General features: G+C 48.8%; 14 protein-coding genes, 1 tRNA gene and 1 pseudogene. 11 read left to right on the top strand and 5 right to left on the bottom strand.

The window, feature by feature from the left end:
- Positions 1-99 precede the first annotated feature (99 nt).
- The 6 genes from ACW9JV_RS16505 to ACW9JV_RS16480 all read left to right on the top strand — a co-directional run bounded on the left by ACW9JV_RS16505 (position 100) and on the right by ACW9JV_RS16480 (position 7,405).
- Positions 100-1,422, top strand: a complete 1,323-nt coding sequence (locus tag ACW9JV_RS16505) for an ABC transporter substrate-binding protein (protein WP_457336430.1) — start codon at positions 100-102, stop codon at positions 1,420-1,422.
- A gap of 95 nt (positions 1,423-1,517) precedes the next feature.
- Positions 1,518-2,456, top strand: coding sequence for a carbohydrate ABC transporter permease (locus ACW9JV_RS16500; RefSeq protein WP_457336428.1), 939 nt, complete (start codon positions 1,518-1,520; stop codon positions 2,454-2,456).
- Between the two features lie 18 nt (positions 2,457-2,474).
- The gene (locus ACW9JV_RS16495; RefSeq protein ID WP_457336427.1) at positions 2,475-3,317 is read left to right on the top strand and encodes a carbohydrate ABC transporter permease; all 843 of its coding nucleotides are present in this window, start codon (positions 2,475-2,477) and stop codon (positions 3,315-3,317) included.
- Positions 3,318-3,335: 18 nt separating this feature from the next.
- On the top strand, positions 3,336-3,968 hold the full coding sequence (locus tag ACW9JV_RS16490; protein WP_457336425.1) for a YesL family protein: 633 nt from the start codon (positions 3,336-3,338) through the stop codon (positions 3,966-3,968).
- Between the two features lie 31 nt (positions 3,969-3,999).
- Entirely contained in the window at positions 4,000-5,805 is a 1,806-nt protein-coding gene (locus ACW9JV_RS16485; protein ID WP_457336423.1) for a sensor histidine kinase, read from the top strand.
- On the top strand, positions 5,783-7,405 hold the full coding sequence (locus ACW9JV_RS16480) for a response regulator transcription factor (RefSeq protein ID WP_457336421.1): 1,623 nt from the start codon (positions 5,783-5,785) through the stop codon (positions 7,403-7,405). Before ACW9JV_RS16485 ends, ACW9JV_RS16480 begins: the two co-directional genes overlap by 23 nt.
- Positions 7,406-7,449: 44 nt before the next feature.
- Here ACW9JV_RS16480 and ACW9JV_RS16475 read toward each other — a convergent pair.
- Together ACW9JV_RS16475 and ACW9JV_RS16470 are read right to left on the bottom strand one after the other, a co-directional pair.
- Positions 7,450-8,228 (bottom strand): annotated as a pseudogene (locus ACW9JV_RS16475) (SDR family oxidoreductase).
- Positions 8,221-9,267, bottom strand: coding sequence for a zinc-binding alcohol dehydrogenase family protein (locus ACW9JV_RS16470; RefSeq protein ID WP_457336419.1), 1,047 nt, complete (start codon positions 9,265-9,267; stop codon positions 8,221-8,223). Before ACW9JV_RS16470 ends, ACW9JV_RS16475 begins: the two are co-directional and overlap by 8 nt.
- 206 nt (positions 9,268-9,473) lie before the next feature.
- Here ACW9JV_RS16470 and ACW9JV_RS16465 point away from each other — a divergent pair, with 206 nt between their 5' ends.
- Genes ACW9JV_RS16465 through ACW9JV_RS16445 form a run of 5 tightly spaced genes read left to right on the top strand, consistent with a single transcriptional unit; the run spans position 9,474 to position 15,468 of the window.
- Positions 9,474-11,573: a bifunctional aldolase/short-chain dehydrogenase gene (locus ACW9JV_RS16465; protein ID WP_457337231.1), complete on the top strand. Its 2,100-nt coding sequence runs from the start codon at positions 9,474-9,476 to the stop codon at positions 11,571-11,573.
- A 12-nt stretch (positions 11,574-11,585) separates the two neighbouring features.
- Positions 11,586-11,963: a sensory rhodopsin transducer gene (locus ACW9JV_RS16460; RefSeq protein WP_457336417.1), complete on the top strand. Its 378-nt coding sequence runs from the start codon at positions 11,586-11,588 to the stop codon at positions 11,961-11,963.
- 19 nt (positions 11,964-11,982) lie between these two features.
- A complete protein-coding gene (gene rhaI / locus ACW9JV_RS16455; protein ID WP_457336415.1) occupies positions 11,983-13,206 on the top strand; it encodes an L-rhamnose isomerase in 1,224 nt (407 codons plus the stop codon).
- Positions 13,203-14,693: a rhamnulokinase gene (locus ACW9JV_RS16450; protein ID WP_457336413.1), complete on the top strand. Its 1,491-nt coding sequence runs from the start codon at positions 13,203-13,205 to the stop codon at positions 14,691-14,693. Before rhaI ends, ACW9JV_RS16450 begins: the two co-directional genes overlap by 4 nt.
- A 19-nt stretch (positions 14,694-14,712) precedes the next feature.
- Positions 14,713-15,468 carry a DeoR/GlpR family DNA-binding transcription regulator gene (locus ACW9JV_RS16445; RefSeq protein ID WP_457337229.1) on the top strand — a complete coding sequence of 252 codons (756 nt, stop codon included), beginning with the start codon at positions 14,713-14,715 and terminating at the stop codon, positions 15,466-15,468.
- A 271-nt stretch (positions 15,469-15,739) separates the two neighbouring features.
- Here the strand turns inward: ACW9JV_RS16445 and ACW9JV_RS16440 are convergent, their stop codons facing one another.
- The 3 genes from ACW9JV_RS16440 to ACW9JV_RS16430 all read right to left on the bottom strand — a co-directional run bounded on the left by ACW9JV_RS16440 (position 15,740) and on the right by ACW9JV_RS16430 (position 17,240).
- On the bottom strand, positions 15,740-16,378 hold the full coding sequence (locus tag ACW9JV_RS16440) for a YczE/YyaS/YitT family protein (RefSeq protein WP_457336411.1): 639 nt from the start codon (positions 16,376-16,378) through the stop codon (positions 15,740-15,742).
- A gap of 242 nt (positions 16,379-16,620) precedes the next feature.
- Positions 16,621-16,713, bottom strand: coding sequence for a YjcZ family sporulation protein (locus ACW9JV_RS16435; protein ID WP_457336409.1), 93 nt, complete (start codon positions 16,711-16,713; stop codon positions 16,621-16,623).
- A 452-nt stretch (positions 16,714-17,165) separates the two neighbouring features.
- Positions 17,166-17,240: transfer RNA gene (locus ACW9JV_RS16430), tRNA-Arg, on the bottom strand.
- Positions 17,241-17,376: the final 136 nt, after the last annotated feature.

Below are 17,376 nucleotides of genomic sequence, written 5' to 3'. Positions count from 1 at the left end.
CTTTTCAAAATATAGTTAACATTTGTTATATATATTTATGCTCTTAAACCGATTACAATAGTAATGTAAGCACTTACAAAAAAAGGGGAGGGTCTGTTTTTGAAGAAATGGAAAAAGTGGGTTGTTGTTTCATTTTTGATTCTGCTCGCGGCCGGCTGTAGTCCAGGAGGACCGGAGGAGAGCAGTGAAGCCGGAACAGACGGCGGAGAGTCGGGTGGAGAAGGACAGACAACCATTCGTTTTTCCTGGTGGGGCAATGATGAACGTCATGACTTGACGCAGGAAATGATTGAATTATTTGAAGAAGAACACCCTGATATTTCTGTTGAACCGGAGTATACCGGGTGGGACAGTTACTGGGAACGGCTGACGACGCAGGCAGCCGGAGATAACCTGCCTGCATTGGTGCAGATGGATAACTCCAAGTTAACAGAATACATTTCCAGTGACCTCGCCCTTGATCTTAACGGTCTTATTGATGAAGGAACCATTGATATGGAAGATGTCAGCGACGTATACCAGGATATGCTGGTGGTAGACGGCAGCACGTACGCGATTTCTGCCGGTTCCAACGGTCTGGCCACCATTTATAATCAGGACTTGTTTGAAGAATATGATATCCAACTCGAACCCGGTTACACGTATGAAGAGCTGGAAGAGGAAATGTCCGGTGTACTGGAAGAAGAAGGGGAGAATTTCTGGGGATACGATTTTGTGAAAGCGGATTACGAAACGTTTTTCCACTATGTCCGGCAGTTTGACCAGCACTTCTATAACGAAGGCGGAACCGGAGTCGGTTTTGAAAAGGAGGTGCTGGAAAACTATCTGACGACCGTGACGACATGGATTGATGAGGGGATGGCGACCCCTTATGATGTAACGGCGGAGGTCAATGAGAGCGGGGAGTCCATGGTTGCCAACGAAGAAGCAGCGATGGCAAGTGCCGCCAGCAACGGGCTGGTTGGAGTTCAGACGCTCGCTGAGGCGGATCTGGGCCTGAATGTTATGCCAACCGCGGCTGACGGAGAAAAATCAGGAAACTGGGTGCGTCCGAGCATGTCGTTTATGATATCAAGTAATGTCAGTGAAGCAAAACAGGAAGCGGCTGCCACCTTGATCAATTTTATTACGAACAATCAGGAGGCGAATGAAATTCTTCGCGCGGAACGCGGAGTCCCTATTGCCGCGGGCGTGAGGGAGAACCTGGCTGAGCAGGTTGATCCAACGGTACAGGAGACATTTGAGTTTCTCGAAGTGCTCGAAGAGAGAGCCGGTGATCCTGAACCGCTTCCGCCGCCTGGTGAAGCGGAAGTCAGAGCGGCATTTGACCGCATGCTTGAAAGTGTGAAATATGATGAGATGACCATCGAAGAAGGTGTGGACAGCTTTGTTCAGGAAGCAGAACAGATTTTAAATCAATAACTTCCGAGACGGATGGTTTCAGCTTAAGGCGGGCTCAAAACAGCGGGTCTGCCTTCTCTTTTTCTTCATAAAGAAGCCCTATAGGAGAGGTGACTATGAAAAGCAATGAAGCACTGGCAGACGGGAAGATCACTCCCGAATTTGTAGAAAAAGAAAGGAAGAAAAGAAACAGGAAGGAATCATGGACGGGGTATGCCATGATTTCCCCTTGGTTGATCGGCTTTTTTGGCTTAATTATCGGTCCCATGATTTATTCTTTCATTTTATCTTTTACGGACTACGATATGTTAAGTGCGCCTGAATGGGCGGGCATTTCCAATTATGTAGAACTGTTCACGAATGATCCAAGGTTTATTCAGTCTCTGCAGGCGACGTTTACCTTCGTTGTGATCGCGATCCCGCTGAAACTCGCCTTTTCCCTGTTTCTGGCTCTTTTGTTTAATACGGGGCGGAAAGGTTCCGGATTGTTTACGACCATTTACTATGTGCCGTCCATCATAGGTGGAAGTGTTGCAATCTCTGTTGTATGGCGTCAGATGTTCGGCCGGGACGGGGCAGTCAATACGATTCTGGAAGCCTGGGGTCTGAACAGCATCAGCTTTTTCGGGAACTCGACAGCCGCGATGTCCATTCTGGTTATTTTAATCGTGTGGCAGTTCGGTGCGCCGATGATTATATTTCTGGCAGGACTGCGCCAGATACCGCAGGATTTATATGAAGCAGCCAGCGTCGACGGAGCAGGGATGATTCGCAAATTCATGAAAGTAACCATTCCGATGCTGACACCGATCATTTTTTTCAATTTAGTGATGGAGACGATTAACGGTTTTATGACGTTCACCCAAGCCTTCCTCGTTACAGGCGGCGGACCGAGGGACTCCACGCTGTTCTATGCTGTCTATCTTTATGAGGTGGCGTTTGAGTTTTTGAATATGGGTTATGCTTCTGCGATGGCCTGGATTTTACTGGTTATCATCGGGGCTTTCACTCTGTTGATCTTTAAATCTTCGAATTTATGGGTCCATTATAATTAAGAAGGAAGGGGGAGAAAGATGAACCGGCGGTTAACGCTTTCCGATACGGTTTATTATATATTTGTTACTGCTTTTAGTTTTCTCATGCTGTATCCCATTTTGTGGATGTTCGGCACATCGCTGAAACCCGAGACAGAAGTGTTTTCTAATGCTGCATCTCTTATCCCGCTTGATTGGGACTGGTTGAACTATCCGGAAGGATGGGACGGTTTCGGCGGAGTGGGGTTTGATGTGTTTTTCCGGAATTCGCTCTTTATTACAAGCAGTGTCGTGATCGGGTCGCTGCTTTCCTGCAGTATTGTAGCTTACGGTTTTGCCCGGATTCGTTTCCGGTTTCGTAAAATCTTGTTTGCCTGCCTGATTTCGACGGTACTGCTTCCCATTCAGATTATTCTTGTTCCTCAGTACCTTCTATTCGAGCAGCTGAACTGGGTGAACACGTTTTATCCATTGATTGTTCCACATTTTCTTGGAGGCACTCCGTTTTTCATTTTTCTGCTCATTCAGTTTATCCGCGGCATACCGCGTGAACTGGATGAAGCAGCGATCATTGACGGCTGTTCCCGGTTCGGTGTGTTCTGGAGAATTGTTCTTCCGTTGTTGAAGCCGGCACTTGTTACGGTGGCGATCTTTGCCTTTATGTGGTCCTGGGATGATTTTTTAACACCGCTTATCTATCTGAACAGCGTTGAAATTCAAACCGTATCGCTCGGTCTGAGAAATTTCATGGATGCGGAAGCGGGAACGTCATGGGGGCCGCTTCTGGCGATGTCGTCCTTATCTTTATTGCCGCAGTTCATTCTCTTTTTGTTTTTTCAGCGTTATCTTGTAGAAGGAATTTCGACGACAGGCATCAAATAAAGATAAAGGAGAAAAACGATGATCCAACGTTTGGGAAACGGCGCCTTTTCAATCTGCGAATGGCTGGCCCGCCTGGCCGTGATCAATATGTTCTGGCTCTTGTTTACAGCGGCGGGGCTCGGTCTTTTCGGCTGGGCGCCTGCCACAGCTGCCGCTTTCTCGGTCCTTCGGGGCGCTTTTTTAAAGGGGGGACTGGCAGATCAGGAGACACGCCTGATATTCAGGGAGTTCAAGAACACGTATCAAGAGGAATTTTTTCAGGCGAATATTGTAGGATTTCTGCTGCTTTGGGGAGGGGCGCTGCTTATGATCAGCGGCTGGTCGATGGCTGACATGGGTGTATCTATTGTGCCGAGGCTGGTTCTATTTGGAACGGCTTCCCTGTTTTTGCTGACCGCCCTGCTCCTTTTTCCGGTCCGTTCCCATCTTAACCTTTCTATTAAAGATTCGATCCGTTATTCGCTGCTCATTGGGCTGGCGAATTTTCCCGCCATGTTTATGGTGATGGTGTCGGTTGGATTGATATTTCTTCTATTTATGATGCTTCCCGGCGTGATGGTTTTCTATGGGGCAAGCCTGCCGGCGGCTGTGGTGATGTACATGAGCCTGAAACTATTTATGAAGACGGGTATTTCGTCCGCCTCTGCGTAAATCAGGCTGTGGATGAAGTGGAGCTGACGCGATGAAACTGTTTAAAAAACACAAGATACGCCATATCTTTTTCATAAGTTTTTTCGTGTTTGTCACCGTTCTGCTGCTTATTATCATGTATGTTACCTACCAGTTATCGGCAAGGGAGAACATTACGACCACGATGGCCCATCAGGAAGAAAAACTAAAGCTGCTGGGCGAGGATTTAAGCAGCGAACTGAAGAATTATCACGAAACATCGATCGGTATGTCACGTCAGAATGCGTTTCAGAATCTGCTCCAGGGCAGAGAAAGTGATCCTTACCAGCAAAGGCGTCTACGTTCCTCCATGAATCTTGATTTCTCGAATATTACCTATAGTGTGCCTGGGCTTCATTCTGTTTCCATCTATATGAATAATCCGCCGGTAAACGGTCCCCACCCCGTTCGTTATCATCCCTTGCCGGACCTGCAGGACGACTGGGGCACAAAATTACGGGATACCAGTTCAGCCTGGCTGGGGGAAAGGGAAGTACAGCTGTCGTTTAATTTTGATAACGAAGAAGTGATCAGTTACGGACGGAACGTATACTCAGCCCGTGGAGAGCTGCAGGCGGTATTAGTGCTGAATATCAGCATCTCGTATATTCAGGAATGGATGCAGCGGCGGAGTGACCGCTCCCGGCTGCTGTTAATGGACGGAGAGACATCGATTTTATCCCGTACGACTTCCCTGTCGATACCTGAAACGACGAGGGAATACATCAAAAGAACGGCTCTACGGTTTCAGGAAGAGAGCGGTCTGAGTGACACAGCCGCGCGCCGGAATGATCATCTGGTCGTCTCGGCGGCGGTTCCTTCTGCGGACTGGACGTTAATAGAAGTGACGCCGATGGAGGAACTGACGGAGGGGAGCCGCGAGCTTACGGGATGGCTGGCCTTGATTGGAGCCGTCTCCATTATTGCCGCTTTTTTTGCTACGTTATATCTGACGAGAAGATTCACGGATCCGATTTTGTATTTAACAAAAGTCCTGAATCAATATCCATTGAAGAGTATACCGGCAGAGCTTCCGGATGATTACCGAAATGAATTCGGACAGTTGTTTCAGGGATACCGTCAGTTGATGCACCGTAGTGATATGCTGTATCAGTCTTTAATCAATAAAAACAAACGGCAGCGCAAGGCGGAGATACGGGCTCTTCAGGCTAATATCAATCCCCATTTTCTTTATAACACACTGGACCAGTTGAACTGGAGAGCGCTTGAGCGCGGGGATGACGATATGAGCAGAATGATGGAACTTCTCGGCCGGATGCTTCGGATCGGCTTGTCAAAAGGGGACAGCATTATATCCGTTCAGCAGGAGCTTGATTATGTGTACAGTTACCTGGAGCTTCAGAAAATCAAAATGGAAGATGCTCTCTCCTATGACATAAAGATAAACGTAGAGGCGGCGCCTTATTACATTCCAAAGCTGACATTACAACCATTTGTGGAAAATGCCGTGATCCACGGACTCCCTGAGATGGAGTATGGTTTCATTGAGCTGACAGTGTCGGAAGCGCACGAGAGCCTTGTATTTGAAATAAAAGATAACGGTCCAGGACTTTTGGAAACGTCTCCCACATCCACTATTAATGCAGGCGGATACGGGATGAAAAATGTGCAGGAACGGCTGTATCTCTACTTTGGCGAAAAAGCCCGGGTTCGTCTTCAAAATAATGAACAGGGCGGGGCCTCCGCCATCATTACGATACCAAAAATTCAGGATACGTCTTTTTTTGAACAAAGCGATGAGTACTATCTTGAAAGGGAAAGGGAGAGAAGCGGACATGTGGAAGGTCGTAATCATTGACGATGATGAAAGCGTACTCAGCGGAATGAAAAAGATTATTCCGTGGGAGACGCTGCATTGTGAATGGAGCGGTGCCGCGAAGAACGGGGAACAGGGACTGGAACGGATACGAGAAGTGAACCCAGACCTTGTTATCACGGATGTGTACATGCCGGTAAAAAATGGGCTGGATATGGTGGAAGAACTGAGGAATGAAGGTTTTAAGGGGCGTGTCATCATATTGAGCGGGTACAGTGATTTTGAATACGCCCGGAAGGCGATGCGCCTTGACATCGATGATTACCTGTCCAAACCAGCTTCCAGGGCCACGATTGAAGAGGTGTTGAAGAAAGTCGTGAATCAGCTGGAAGAACGGACGATGGAACAGCTGGAATTTATGGAGCTCCGGAAAAAAGTTCAATTGTATGAACCGGTCATCGAAAAGGAATGGATGAAATCCCTCGTTACGGGAACCAACATGGTGAAAGATGAGCCGGAAACTGTCCGTCCTATGTTGGATAAGTGGGAGCATCAGGACCACTTTATTCTCCTTCTCACATATACGGAACAGCTGGAACATTCCCGTCTTTTTCAGAAGGACTGGTATTTGTTTCGTTTTGCTGCCGGTAATGTCATGAAGGAAACGGCCCGGTCGTGGTTTTCGGATTTTCAGTTTATTGAATGTCATACACACCAGTCCGCATTATTCGTACATGTGCCAAAAGGTTCTCTCGTTAAGGAGGAGAGACGCCGGGCATTGAAACATGAACTGAAAGAAAGCCTTCGGTTCTACCTTCACCTTGACGTTATGATTACATTTGGTTCGGTGGTCGCAGACTGGAGACAGATTGGTATGTCGACAAAGGAAGCGTTGGAACATCTTCCTTACAGCGCGGAACCTCTTCTACTTTCGGAGTCAAACGAAGAAGAGGCGGATCATGCCGGAGAGCTGACGGTGCTGACGGACTCTATGGAATGGAACCAGCAACTTTCAGGCGCGATTCGTTATGCGGATGAAAGAGGTGCCTGCGCCGTGATTGATGCGTTGTTTGAAAACCTGTATGACAAACCATTTCACAAACCCTCAGCTGTCCGTCTCGGCATCGAAATGTGGACGATGATGACGTATGCGCTGTTTGATATCGGCATCCGGATCCGCGATATGTTTCCGCCGGAGTTTGATATCTATGGTATGTTGTGCCGACGGAATTCCTGGGAAGGAGTGGAAGGCGATCTAAAGGAAATCGTTGTCGGGATATGTCACCATCAGAAATGGGATGAAAACCTGAAACACCGGCAGCTTGTAGAGCAGATGACAGCTTTTGTTCAGGAAAGGCTCCATGAAAATATTACCCTCCATGATTTATCGAACGAACTGTTTATCTCGCGGAACTATCTCGGGAAAATCTTCAAGAAAGTTGCCGGGGAATCGTTTAAGGATTACCTGACACGCATCAGAATGGAGAAAGCAAATAATATGATCCAGGAAGGGCATTATCTGATTTATGAAATCGCTGAAAAAGTCGGATACGGCAACCCGGCCTATTTTTCCAGCCTGTTCAAAAAATATACCGGCTACACTCCGTCCGAATTAATTCAGAAAAGAACCGTCGAACAATGATAGAGGACGACTCTGTTTCAACAGATTCGGCCTCTTTCTGCGTGTCAGGCGAGGGATACGCCGCCGTCGATGTAGATGTCTGAACCGGTAATATGAGACGAAGCGTCCGAGGCAAGAAATAAGATGAGCTCGGCTATCTGTTCCGGTGCCGCGGGTGGAAAGGTTTTTCCACCTGTGTTTCGGTCATTCTCTGTCCCGGTTAAGTCGGGAGAACGGTGAAGGCTTTGCTTAAATCCGGTCCGGACGCCTCCCGGACATATGGCATTGACGCGGATGTTCCACGGCGCAAGTTCTCCGGCTGCCATTTTCATGAAAGCGGACTGCCCTGCTTTTGCGGTACTGTAGGCAGCAAAGCCGGGCTGGGAAAAGACACGGTTTCCGCTTACGGAACTGGTGATGATCACGCTGCCCCCTCCCTGTTTTTTCAGTAATGGAACAGCATACTTCACGGTAAGAACGTTCCTCTCAAATCCGTCCCGATCGTCTGGTCCCACTCTTTTACTTCCATCGATTCAATCGGAGCCATGGTGCCGGCGATACCGCCGTTTGCAACGACAATATCGAGCCGTTCGAACGACGTTTCCATTGCAGTAATGGAATGCTTCATTTCTTCTGCTGAGGACAGATCGGCTTCCAGTACAACAGCCTTACTTTCGAGGGACTCGACGGCTTTTTTTGTTTCTTCTGCTTTCTTCCGGTCAATATCCAGCACTCCGATTCGTGCCCCTTCACCGGCCATTAATAAGGCGGTTTCTTTTCCAATACCGGAACCCGCACCGGTAATGAGTGCCGCTTTCCCGGTCAGCATCTGCCGATTATGCATCCGTACCCAGCTCCTCTGTTTCCGGATTCACTCGGACCACAGCCTTGATCATGTTCCCGGAAGGGTCGAACCCGTTTTTGAACGTGTCGATCACGTCCTCAAACGACATATAATGAGTGATGAAACGGCTGATATCAATCTCTTTTTCTGTCACGGCTGTTTTGACAAACTCGAAATCTCCGGCATCTGCATTGCGGCTTCCGAGCAGGGTCAATTCTTTCTTATGGAAATCAGGATCAAAGAAAGAAATGGAATCTTTGACGAGTCCTGCATAGATAAGGCGGCCGCCGTGAGCGGTAAAATCAAAGGCATTCATCATGGACGTCTGATTGCCGGTGGCGTCGAAGACGATCGAGGGAAGATTCCCGTTGTTTCGTTCCTGCAGCTTCCGGATCGTGTCCGGGCCGGGGCAGAGCTGGTCATCGGCTCCTGCCCATTCTTTACTGAACTGAAGTCTGAATTCGTTCGTATCCATCGTGATGACCCGGCTTCCCTTCTGTTTGGCGAAGGCTGCAATACCCATTCCGATAGGACCGGTTCCGATCACGAGCACCGTATCCTCCGGCGTGACCGCCGCCCGTTTCACAGCATGCGCTCCGATGCTGAGCGGTTCCAGAATGGCAGCTTCCTCGAACGATAATGCATTTGTTTTCACGATATTCGACGCGGGTACGGTGATTTTCTCTGTCATTCCGCCGTCCCGGTGCACACCGATCACTTCGATATGTTCACAGGCATTGGTTCTGCCTTTTCTGCAGGCCTGGCAGGTGCCGCAGGATGTGTAAGGGATTACTGCCACACGGTCACCGGCTGCGATTCCTGTTACTTCCTTCCCGGCAGCGAGGACACGGCCGGACAGCTCGTGTCCGAGAATACGGGGATACTTAAAAAAGGGTTGGCTTCCGCTGTAGGCATGCAGGTCGGTGCCGCAGATCCCGATCCTTTTGATGTCTACCAGCACGTCTTCCGGTCCGCATTCCGGTTCTTTCTGTTCTGTCCATTCCATCTGTCCGGGTTCACGGCATACTACTGCTTTCATTCCGACTCCTCCTCTTTTGCATCTGTACTTTTCTGTTTCTCTTCTGTTTCTCTCTCCGGTAAACGCATTCCTTCTTTTCCGCTCAAATGTTTGTTAATTTTTGAATAAGAAAAATGCTTCCTCCTTTTTCTTATTGTAATCGCTGTCAAAAAATAAAATAAATATATTCAAAAATAAAACCAAATTTGTTAAGATGAAACCAAGGAATCACACAATGTGAAAAGTGGAGGTTTAAGATGACTGAAAATCTATGGAATGACACAGAAGCAGCGAACATGACAACGATGCTCGAAGAACTGGTTTACCGCTCCAATCTGCTTGGATCGGACCGCTCTGTTGCCAATTTCGGGGGCGGCAACACATCTGTGAAAACGACGGAGAAGGATTTCCGCGGCCGTGACACGGAAGTGATGTGGGTGAAAGGAAGCGGATCGGATCTTGCCACGATGGGAGGCAGGCATTTTACGAGTCTTAGAATGGACGACATCCGCCCGTTAATGGAACGGGATGAGATGAGCGATGAAGAGATGGTGGAATACCTGGGGCACTGCATGGTGGACAGTAAGCATCCGCGTTCATCTATTGAAACCCTTCTTCATGCGTTTCTGCCGTTCACCCATGTGGATCATACCCACCCGGATGCGATTATCAGCATCTGCTGCGCCGATAACGGAAAGAATATCGCCGAAGAAATTTTCGGTAACAGGTTCGTCTGGGTGCCTTACGTAAGACCTGGATTCACATTATCCAAAATGATCGCCGACGGAGTGAAAAACAACCCGGATGTTGAACTTGTCCTGATGGAAAAACACGGTCTTGTGACATGGGGGGAGACCTCGAAAGAAAGCTACGATCAGACGATCAAGGTCATTCAGGAAGCCCAAGCGTATCTGTCCGGAAAAATGAAACAGCAGGAAAACTTCGGCGGACAGCAGTATGAAGCGCTGGCGAAGGAGAAACGGGAGGAAGTACTGGCAGAGGTTCTGCCCCTGCTGCGCGGAGCGGTCAGTGATGACAAAAAAATGCTGCTGACCTATTCTGATGATGATAATGTTCTTGAATTTGTAAACAGCCGGAACGCCGAATCCCTGTCGCAGGTGGGAGCGGCCTGCCCGGATCACCTTGTTCACACGAAAAGAGTACCGCTTTATGTGCCGTGGGATCCTTCCGCGGAAGACACCGAAGCTCTGAAAGAAAAAATGAAAGACGGTGTTGCTACTTTTAAGGAAGAATATAAAAAGTATTTTGAGAGAAACAAAAACGAAGGCGATGAAATGTTCGAACCGGCTCCACGGGTTATCCTCATCCCGGGGATAGGCATGATCAACACCGGCAAGAACCTGAAGATGGCGAACGTAAGCGGCGATCTGTACCACCGCGCGATTGAAGTGATGAAAGGCAGCACGGCGCTTGGAAACTTTGTATCTCTCGATGAAAACGAGTCGTATAACATAGAATACTGGCCGCTCGAGTTGTATAAGTTATCACTGGCGCCGCCGGAGGCGGAATTCTCCAGGGAAGTGGCTTTCATTACCGGAGGCGCCGGCGGCATCGGAAGTGCGTCGGCAAGAGAAATGCTGGAACAGGGAGCTCACGTTGTGCTGGCGGACCTGAACGAAGAAGGAGCGCAGGAAAAGGCAGAAGCATTCAATCAGGAATTCGGGGCCGGCAGGGCGCTTGCCGTCAAAATGGATGTAACAAAAGAGGATCTCGTGCAGAAAGCATATGAAGCTTCCATTCTGGCTTACGGCGGCATTGACATTATCGTTAATAATGCCGGCCTGGCAACATCGAGCCCGCTTGAAGAGACAACACTGGATGAGTGGAACCTGAATATGAATGTGCTCGGAACCGGCTACTTTCTTGTCGCCAGAGAAGCTTTCAAAAAAATGAAAGAACAGGGGACAGGCGGCAGCATGGTCTTTATCGGGTCGAAAAACTCCGTCTACGCCGGCAAAAATGCATCTGCCTACAGTTCGGTCAAAGCGCTTGAAGCCCATCTGGCCCGCACGATAGCAGCAGAAGGCGGACAGCATGGCATCCGCGTTAATACGGTGCTGCCGGACGCGGTACTGCAGGGTTCCAACATCTGGACATCGGAGTGGAAAAATGAACGCGCAGCCGCCTACGGAATTCACCCGGATGAACTGGACGAACATTACCGGAAACGGACGACGCTGCTTGTTAACATTTATCCGGAAGATATCGCCGAAGCGGTTGCGTTTTTTGCTTCATCCAAATCACTGAAAACAACCGGTGCCATGGTTACCGTGGACGGCGGGGTGCCGGCTGCGTTTGCCAGATAGGAGGACCAGCACATGGCAGGACAAAACAAAGGCGGAACCCACTGGATCATTCCCGATGGGTTCATCCCGCCTGAAAGCAGCGGCAAACAGACAAGTCATGAATCCATCTGTGTACTGAATATGCAGGAAACAACTGCGAATGTCAGCATAACCGCTTACTTTGAAGACCGGGAACCGCTGAAAGATATGCACGTGCAGGTACAGGGAGAACGAACCAGCCATATCCGAACCGCGTCGCTGGAGAAGAACGGCCGTAAGGTTCCGGTGAATGTTCCATATGCGATCGAGGTGGAAAGCGATCTGCCGGTTGTTGTGCAGTACAGCCGCCTCGACTCCACCCAGCCGGAACTGGCGCTGATGAGTACGATGGCTTATCCGTTGAATACGTAATAGAAAGGCTGTGTAACCGATGAGTGATAAACAGTATGCCTTGTTTGAAGAACAACAACAGGCGCGGGGCATTGACCTTGCAAAAGTGAAAAGCAAAATAAAACAGCTGGAAGTGGAAACGCCTTCCTGGGGCTTCGGTGATTCCGGAACCCGTTTTAAAGTGTTTGAACAGGAAGGAATTCCCCGCGACCCGTTTGAAAAAATAGAAGATGCAGCCCAGGTTCACAAGTTCACCGGAAGCAGCGGAGCCGCTGCCATTCATATTCCCTGGGATAAAGTGGATGATTATAAAGCGCTGAAATCCCATGCCGAAGATCACGGCATAGCCATCGGCGCGGTGAACCCGAATGTGTTTCAGGATGATGACTACAAGTTCGGCAGTATTACAAACTCCGACGCCTCCATCCGCAAAAAAGCAACAGATCACCTGCTTGAATGTGTAGACATTGCCAGAGAAGTGGACTCCAAGGCAATCAGTCTCTGGTTTGCCGACGGAACCAACTATCCGGGACAGGCCGATTTCCGCAAACGCAAGAACTGGATGCACGAATCGCTGCAGACGCTTTACAACGAGTTGGACGAAGACATGCGTATGCTGATAGAGTACAAGTTTTTTGAACCCGCCTTCTATCATACAGATCTTGCCGACTGGGGCATGGCGTTCAATATGGCGAATAAACTTGGTCCGAAAGCGGATGTACTTGTCGACACCGGCCATCACCCGCAGGCGGCCAATATCGAACATATTGTCGCTTACCTCTTGGATGAGAAGAAGCTGGGCGGTTTTCACTTCAACAGCCGCAAATATGCTGATGATGACTTGATTGTCGCGGCCCACAATCCACATGAGATTTTTCTCATTATGCAGCAGATTGTAGCGGCAGAAGAAGATAAAGAAGATCCTGGAGCTGCGAAAACAGCCGGCAATATCGCCTATATGCTTGATCAGTGCCACAACGTTGAGCCGAAAATTCCGGCCATGATCCGCTCGATCATGAATGTACAGAATCTTTATGCCAAAGCGTGTCTCGTCAACCTTGAAGAACTTCGGGAAGCCCAGGAGAAGCAGGATGTACTGTGGGCGGAAGAAGTAGTGAGGGAAGCGTATGAGTTTGATGTCACTCCGCTTCTGAAAGCTGTCCGCGAAGAAATGGGAGCTGCACCGGAGCCGATGAAAGCGTACCGGGACAGCGGATATGCTGAGAAGATTCTTAAGCGCGGTAAAGGCGGTGCAGGCTGGTGAGTGTATTAGCTTTTGATATCGGTGCCGGAAGCGGGCGTGCGATTCTGGCCGACGTCAAAGACTACCGTCTGCACATGAAGGAAGTGCACCGGTTTGATAACACGCCTGTGCAGATTGGAAAGCGGCTTCACTGGGATGTATACCGGCTGTTTCATGAAATCAAACAGGGTATTATGCAGGCCAAACAATCCGGAGAGCCGCTGGAAGCTGTCGCGATTGACACGTGGGCGGTGGATTTCGGCCTGCTGGGAAAAGACGGGGAACTGCTGCGGGCGCCGTATCATTACCGGGATCATTACACGGACGGCGTGATGGAGGAATTTCAGCAGTCCAAAATAAGCAGAAAAGATATTTTTGAAAAAACCGGCATTCAGTTTCTCCCTTTTAATACGATTTACCAGCTGGAGGCGATGAACCAGGCGGAGTCCCCGCTCTTAAACGAAGGGGTCGATCTGCTTTTAATGCCGGATCTGCTCCGCTATTTTTTGACCGGTGAAAAGAAAACGGAATTTACCAATGCCACCACAACCCAGTTATTTAATCCGAAGACGATGGAATGGGACCGTGAACTGGCAGAGGCGGCCGGTGTGAAAAAGGACATTTTTCAGGATGTCGTCACACCGGGAACGATCATTGGAGAACTGCGTACGGAAGTGTGCGAAGAACTGGATATAGAGCCGGTGCCGGTCATTGCTGCAGGCGAACATGACACGGCATCGGCGGTAGCTGGCATACCGGCAATGGATCAGGATTTTGCCTATGTGAGCTGCGGCACCTGGTCCTTAATGGGCACAGAAGTCGGGGAGGTTGTCATTAACGAAAAAGCGTTTGAATGGAATTTTACGAACGAAGGCGGTGTGAACAATACATTCCGCCTCCTGAAAAATATTATGGGGCTCTGGATTCTCGAAGAGTGCAGACGGATCTGGGAACATGATGAAAAAATCGGGCACGAACAGCTGCTGCAGGAAGCAGAGGATGCTTCGTCCTTTTCCTTTTTCATCGATCCGGATGACTTCCGTTTTTTAAATCCGTCCCACATGCCGAAGGAGATTCAACAGTACTGCACCGAAACCGGCCAGTATGTTCCGCAGTCCCGTGGTGAAATAACAAGAGGGGTTCTGGAAAGTCTTGCGCTGAAATACCGCTATGTCTTTGAGCGGACGCAGTACCTTGCCGGCACGCCGTTTTACGGGCTCCATATGACTGGCGGCGGCATCCGGAATGAGATGTTGTGCCGCTTCACCTCTAACGCTCTTGGGAAGCCGGTCTGGGCCGGACCGGTGGAAGGAAGTGCCATCGGCAATGTCATGATCCAGCTGATGGCGGCAGGTAAAGTGGAAAGCCTGGCCGAGGCCCGCCTGATTACGTTGAAAAGCACGGAGATGGCCTATTATTTCCCGGAAGAAGAACAGACGTGGCTTCGTGCTTATCACGACTTTTGTGATACGATAGGAGTAAATAACGGTGAAGACCTCACCGTCTAGACGGAAAGTAGGGAAAAGAGTGTTAGTGGCTGAGAGGTATGAGCGTATTCTGCAGACGGTAGATGAAAAAGGCAGTGTCCGCGTTTCCGAATTGAGTGAACAGTTCGGCGTGACAGAAGAGACAATCCGCCGTGATCTGGATCATCTGGAGAAGGAAAAGAAGATCAAGCGGAGCCACGGCGGCGCGGTCTCCATAAAAAATGACAAAACGGAAACGCCGTATTTTGAGCGGGAAGTAACCAATGTAGAGGAGAAAAACGGGATTGCCCGAAAAGCACTGGAGTTCATTGAAGAAAATGACCGTATCATTCTGGATGCCAGTTCCACCGCCTGGTATATGGCGAAAGGCCTGCCAGATATTCCTCTCATTGTGCTGACCAATTCGATGAAAGTATCGGCGGAACTAAGTGAAAAGCAGCATATTCAGGTCATTTCCACGGGTGGTATTTTGACGCCCCGTTCGTTATCGTTTGTCGGCCCGCTGGCGGAATACAGCATCAATATGTATCATGTAGACAAAGTTTTTCTTTCCTGCCAGGGGGTTCATGCAGAAAAGGGACTGAGTGATTCCAGCGAACTTCAGGCCCATGTGAAACAGAAAATGATAGAAGCCGGAGATGATGTCTACGTACTGGCGGACCACACGAAGTTAAACGTCCAGTCTTTCAGCCGGATCGCAAACTGGGACAGTGTGGATACCTTTATTACAGACGATCTGAAGGAAGAGACCCGTCTTCAGCTGCAGGAAAAAGACCTGAACGTGTTTACGATTTGAATGGAATGTCGGGGAAGGTCGCGTGGTATTTCAGGTGGTTCGGACATCTGTTCCGTTAAATCCCGGAATGCCAGGGATTATGGAGAGTGGACGGACACTGGTTCCGTTACTCAGCTGAATCGCGTCTGAAATACCTCGAAAACAAGGAAATAACGTATCAGATGTCCGCGCCCACCTGTTTTACTGACGATATAGGAAAAATAACGGATGGAATGTCCGTCTCCCCCGGAGTTCAAGAAAAAAGCTGCCCGTTCGTCAGGGCAGCTTTTTTTTATGCACTCATCATGTCGTTTCCGGCGTACTGCTGATACACTGCAGCCAGTTTTTCGTACCAGAACTGTATAAACGTGCCGATGGAAAGTGCGACAATGACGGTGCCGATACCGACAGGACCGCCGACGAAAAAGGCGATTGCCGCAACAAGAATCGCAATCAATGTCTGGGACCTCCGGATGTTCCAGTTGAATCGTTCACTGAACGCCAGGAACAACTGATCAATCGGTGCTCTCGGAAAACCGGGAAGAATGTAGAGTGCGACACCGAGGCTCACGCAGAAGATGCCCGAAGCAAATACGAGCAGCTGGAGATAAAGCGGAGCGGCCGACAGATTCAGGCTGCTGAACACAACCTCGAGCCAGAAATCAAAGACAATGGTCTCCAGAACAAGGGGAATGAACGCCAGAAATTCCGGTCTCCGACAGACAAGATATCCGTTAACAAAGATAAAAAGGAACTGGAACAGCCCGTACCATGTTCCGACCGTGAACCCTATCTGCTCCGACAGTCCCGTGAAAAAGGCAGCCCAGAACCCTGCTCCCAGTCCGGATTTTACAATCAAAGACACTCCAAGAAAATTTATGATGATACCGATGAGATAAATCATGCCTTTATACACACTGGACATCTTCATAAAAACGCCTCCCTTCCTCGAATTATTCGAAGATAGTTATACATATAATAAGATATATTAAGTTTAATTGAGTTATTTAATTATAATAGATTAAAATGGTGACTATTGACGTAAAATCATTATAAATGAGAGTTGAAAGAGAAGGAAGACGTATTGAAAATGTCGGAAAATTAAGTGCAGCCGCACAAAAAACGGACGCACCAAAAATGCGCCCGCCGAAAAAATATTCGGGAAAGTTCTGTCTAGTACTTAACAAAAGCAGAGCCGACAATGACGAGGAGAATAAACAGCACAACGATTAACGCAAAATTGTTGTCGTTTTTAAAGAAAGACATGGTTTCCCTCCTTCTAACCATTTTCCCTACAGGATATGGCGGGAAGGAGGAAAGTGTATGTTTACCCGCCTTTATAGAAAGAGCTTGGGACATAAATCAACTTTATATCCATGATACCCGGACGATTCTTCAATGAAGCGTCCGGGTTTTTCTGTACCATCGGGCCCCGCTTGTAAACCTGCTTGTTTGGCATGCTAATGGCGGGATTTGGCTGGTAACCGTCGACGTTTGGCTGGTAAACTCTGTGTCTGGTGCTCATCCACTGCTGTTCCGAACTGCCAGAACCCGGAACTCGCATTCCGATAGACAAAAAAGAACGACGGAACAGAATGCTCAAGCGCAGCATTTCATTCCATCGTTCGGATCATCAACGGAACCGTATTCTTTCGTCTCAGACTCTTTTGCATGATTTATCTTATGTGCCCCAATCAGGGTGGTAATGTTTTTGAAATTGGCGCCCCAGGCAGGATTCGAACCTGCGGCCTACAGCTTAGGAGGCTGTTGCTCTTCCCCTGAGCTACTGGGGCTCAACGTCACAAACGTTATTGTACCAGTAGTTGTGAGATTTGTAAAATGTGGAACATCCATGACTGTTGCTCAATTGCAAACAAACTGCAAAACAGGATAGTGCCACTTTGATCTACTATGAAGGGATGACTATAT

It is taken from the genome of Salibacterium sp. K-3 (genome assembly GCF_054052005.1).
Note: the sequence above shows the minus strand (reverse complement) of the source record. Positions and strands in the feature narration are given on the sequence as shown.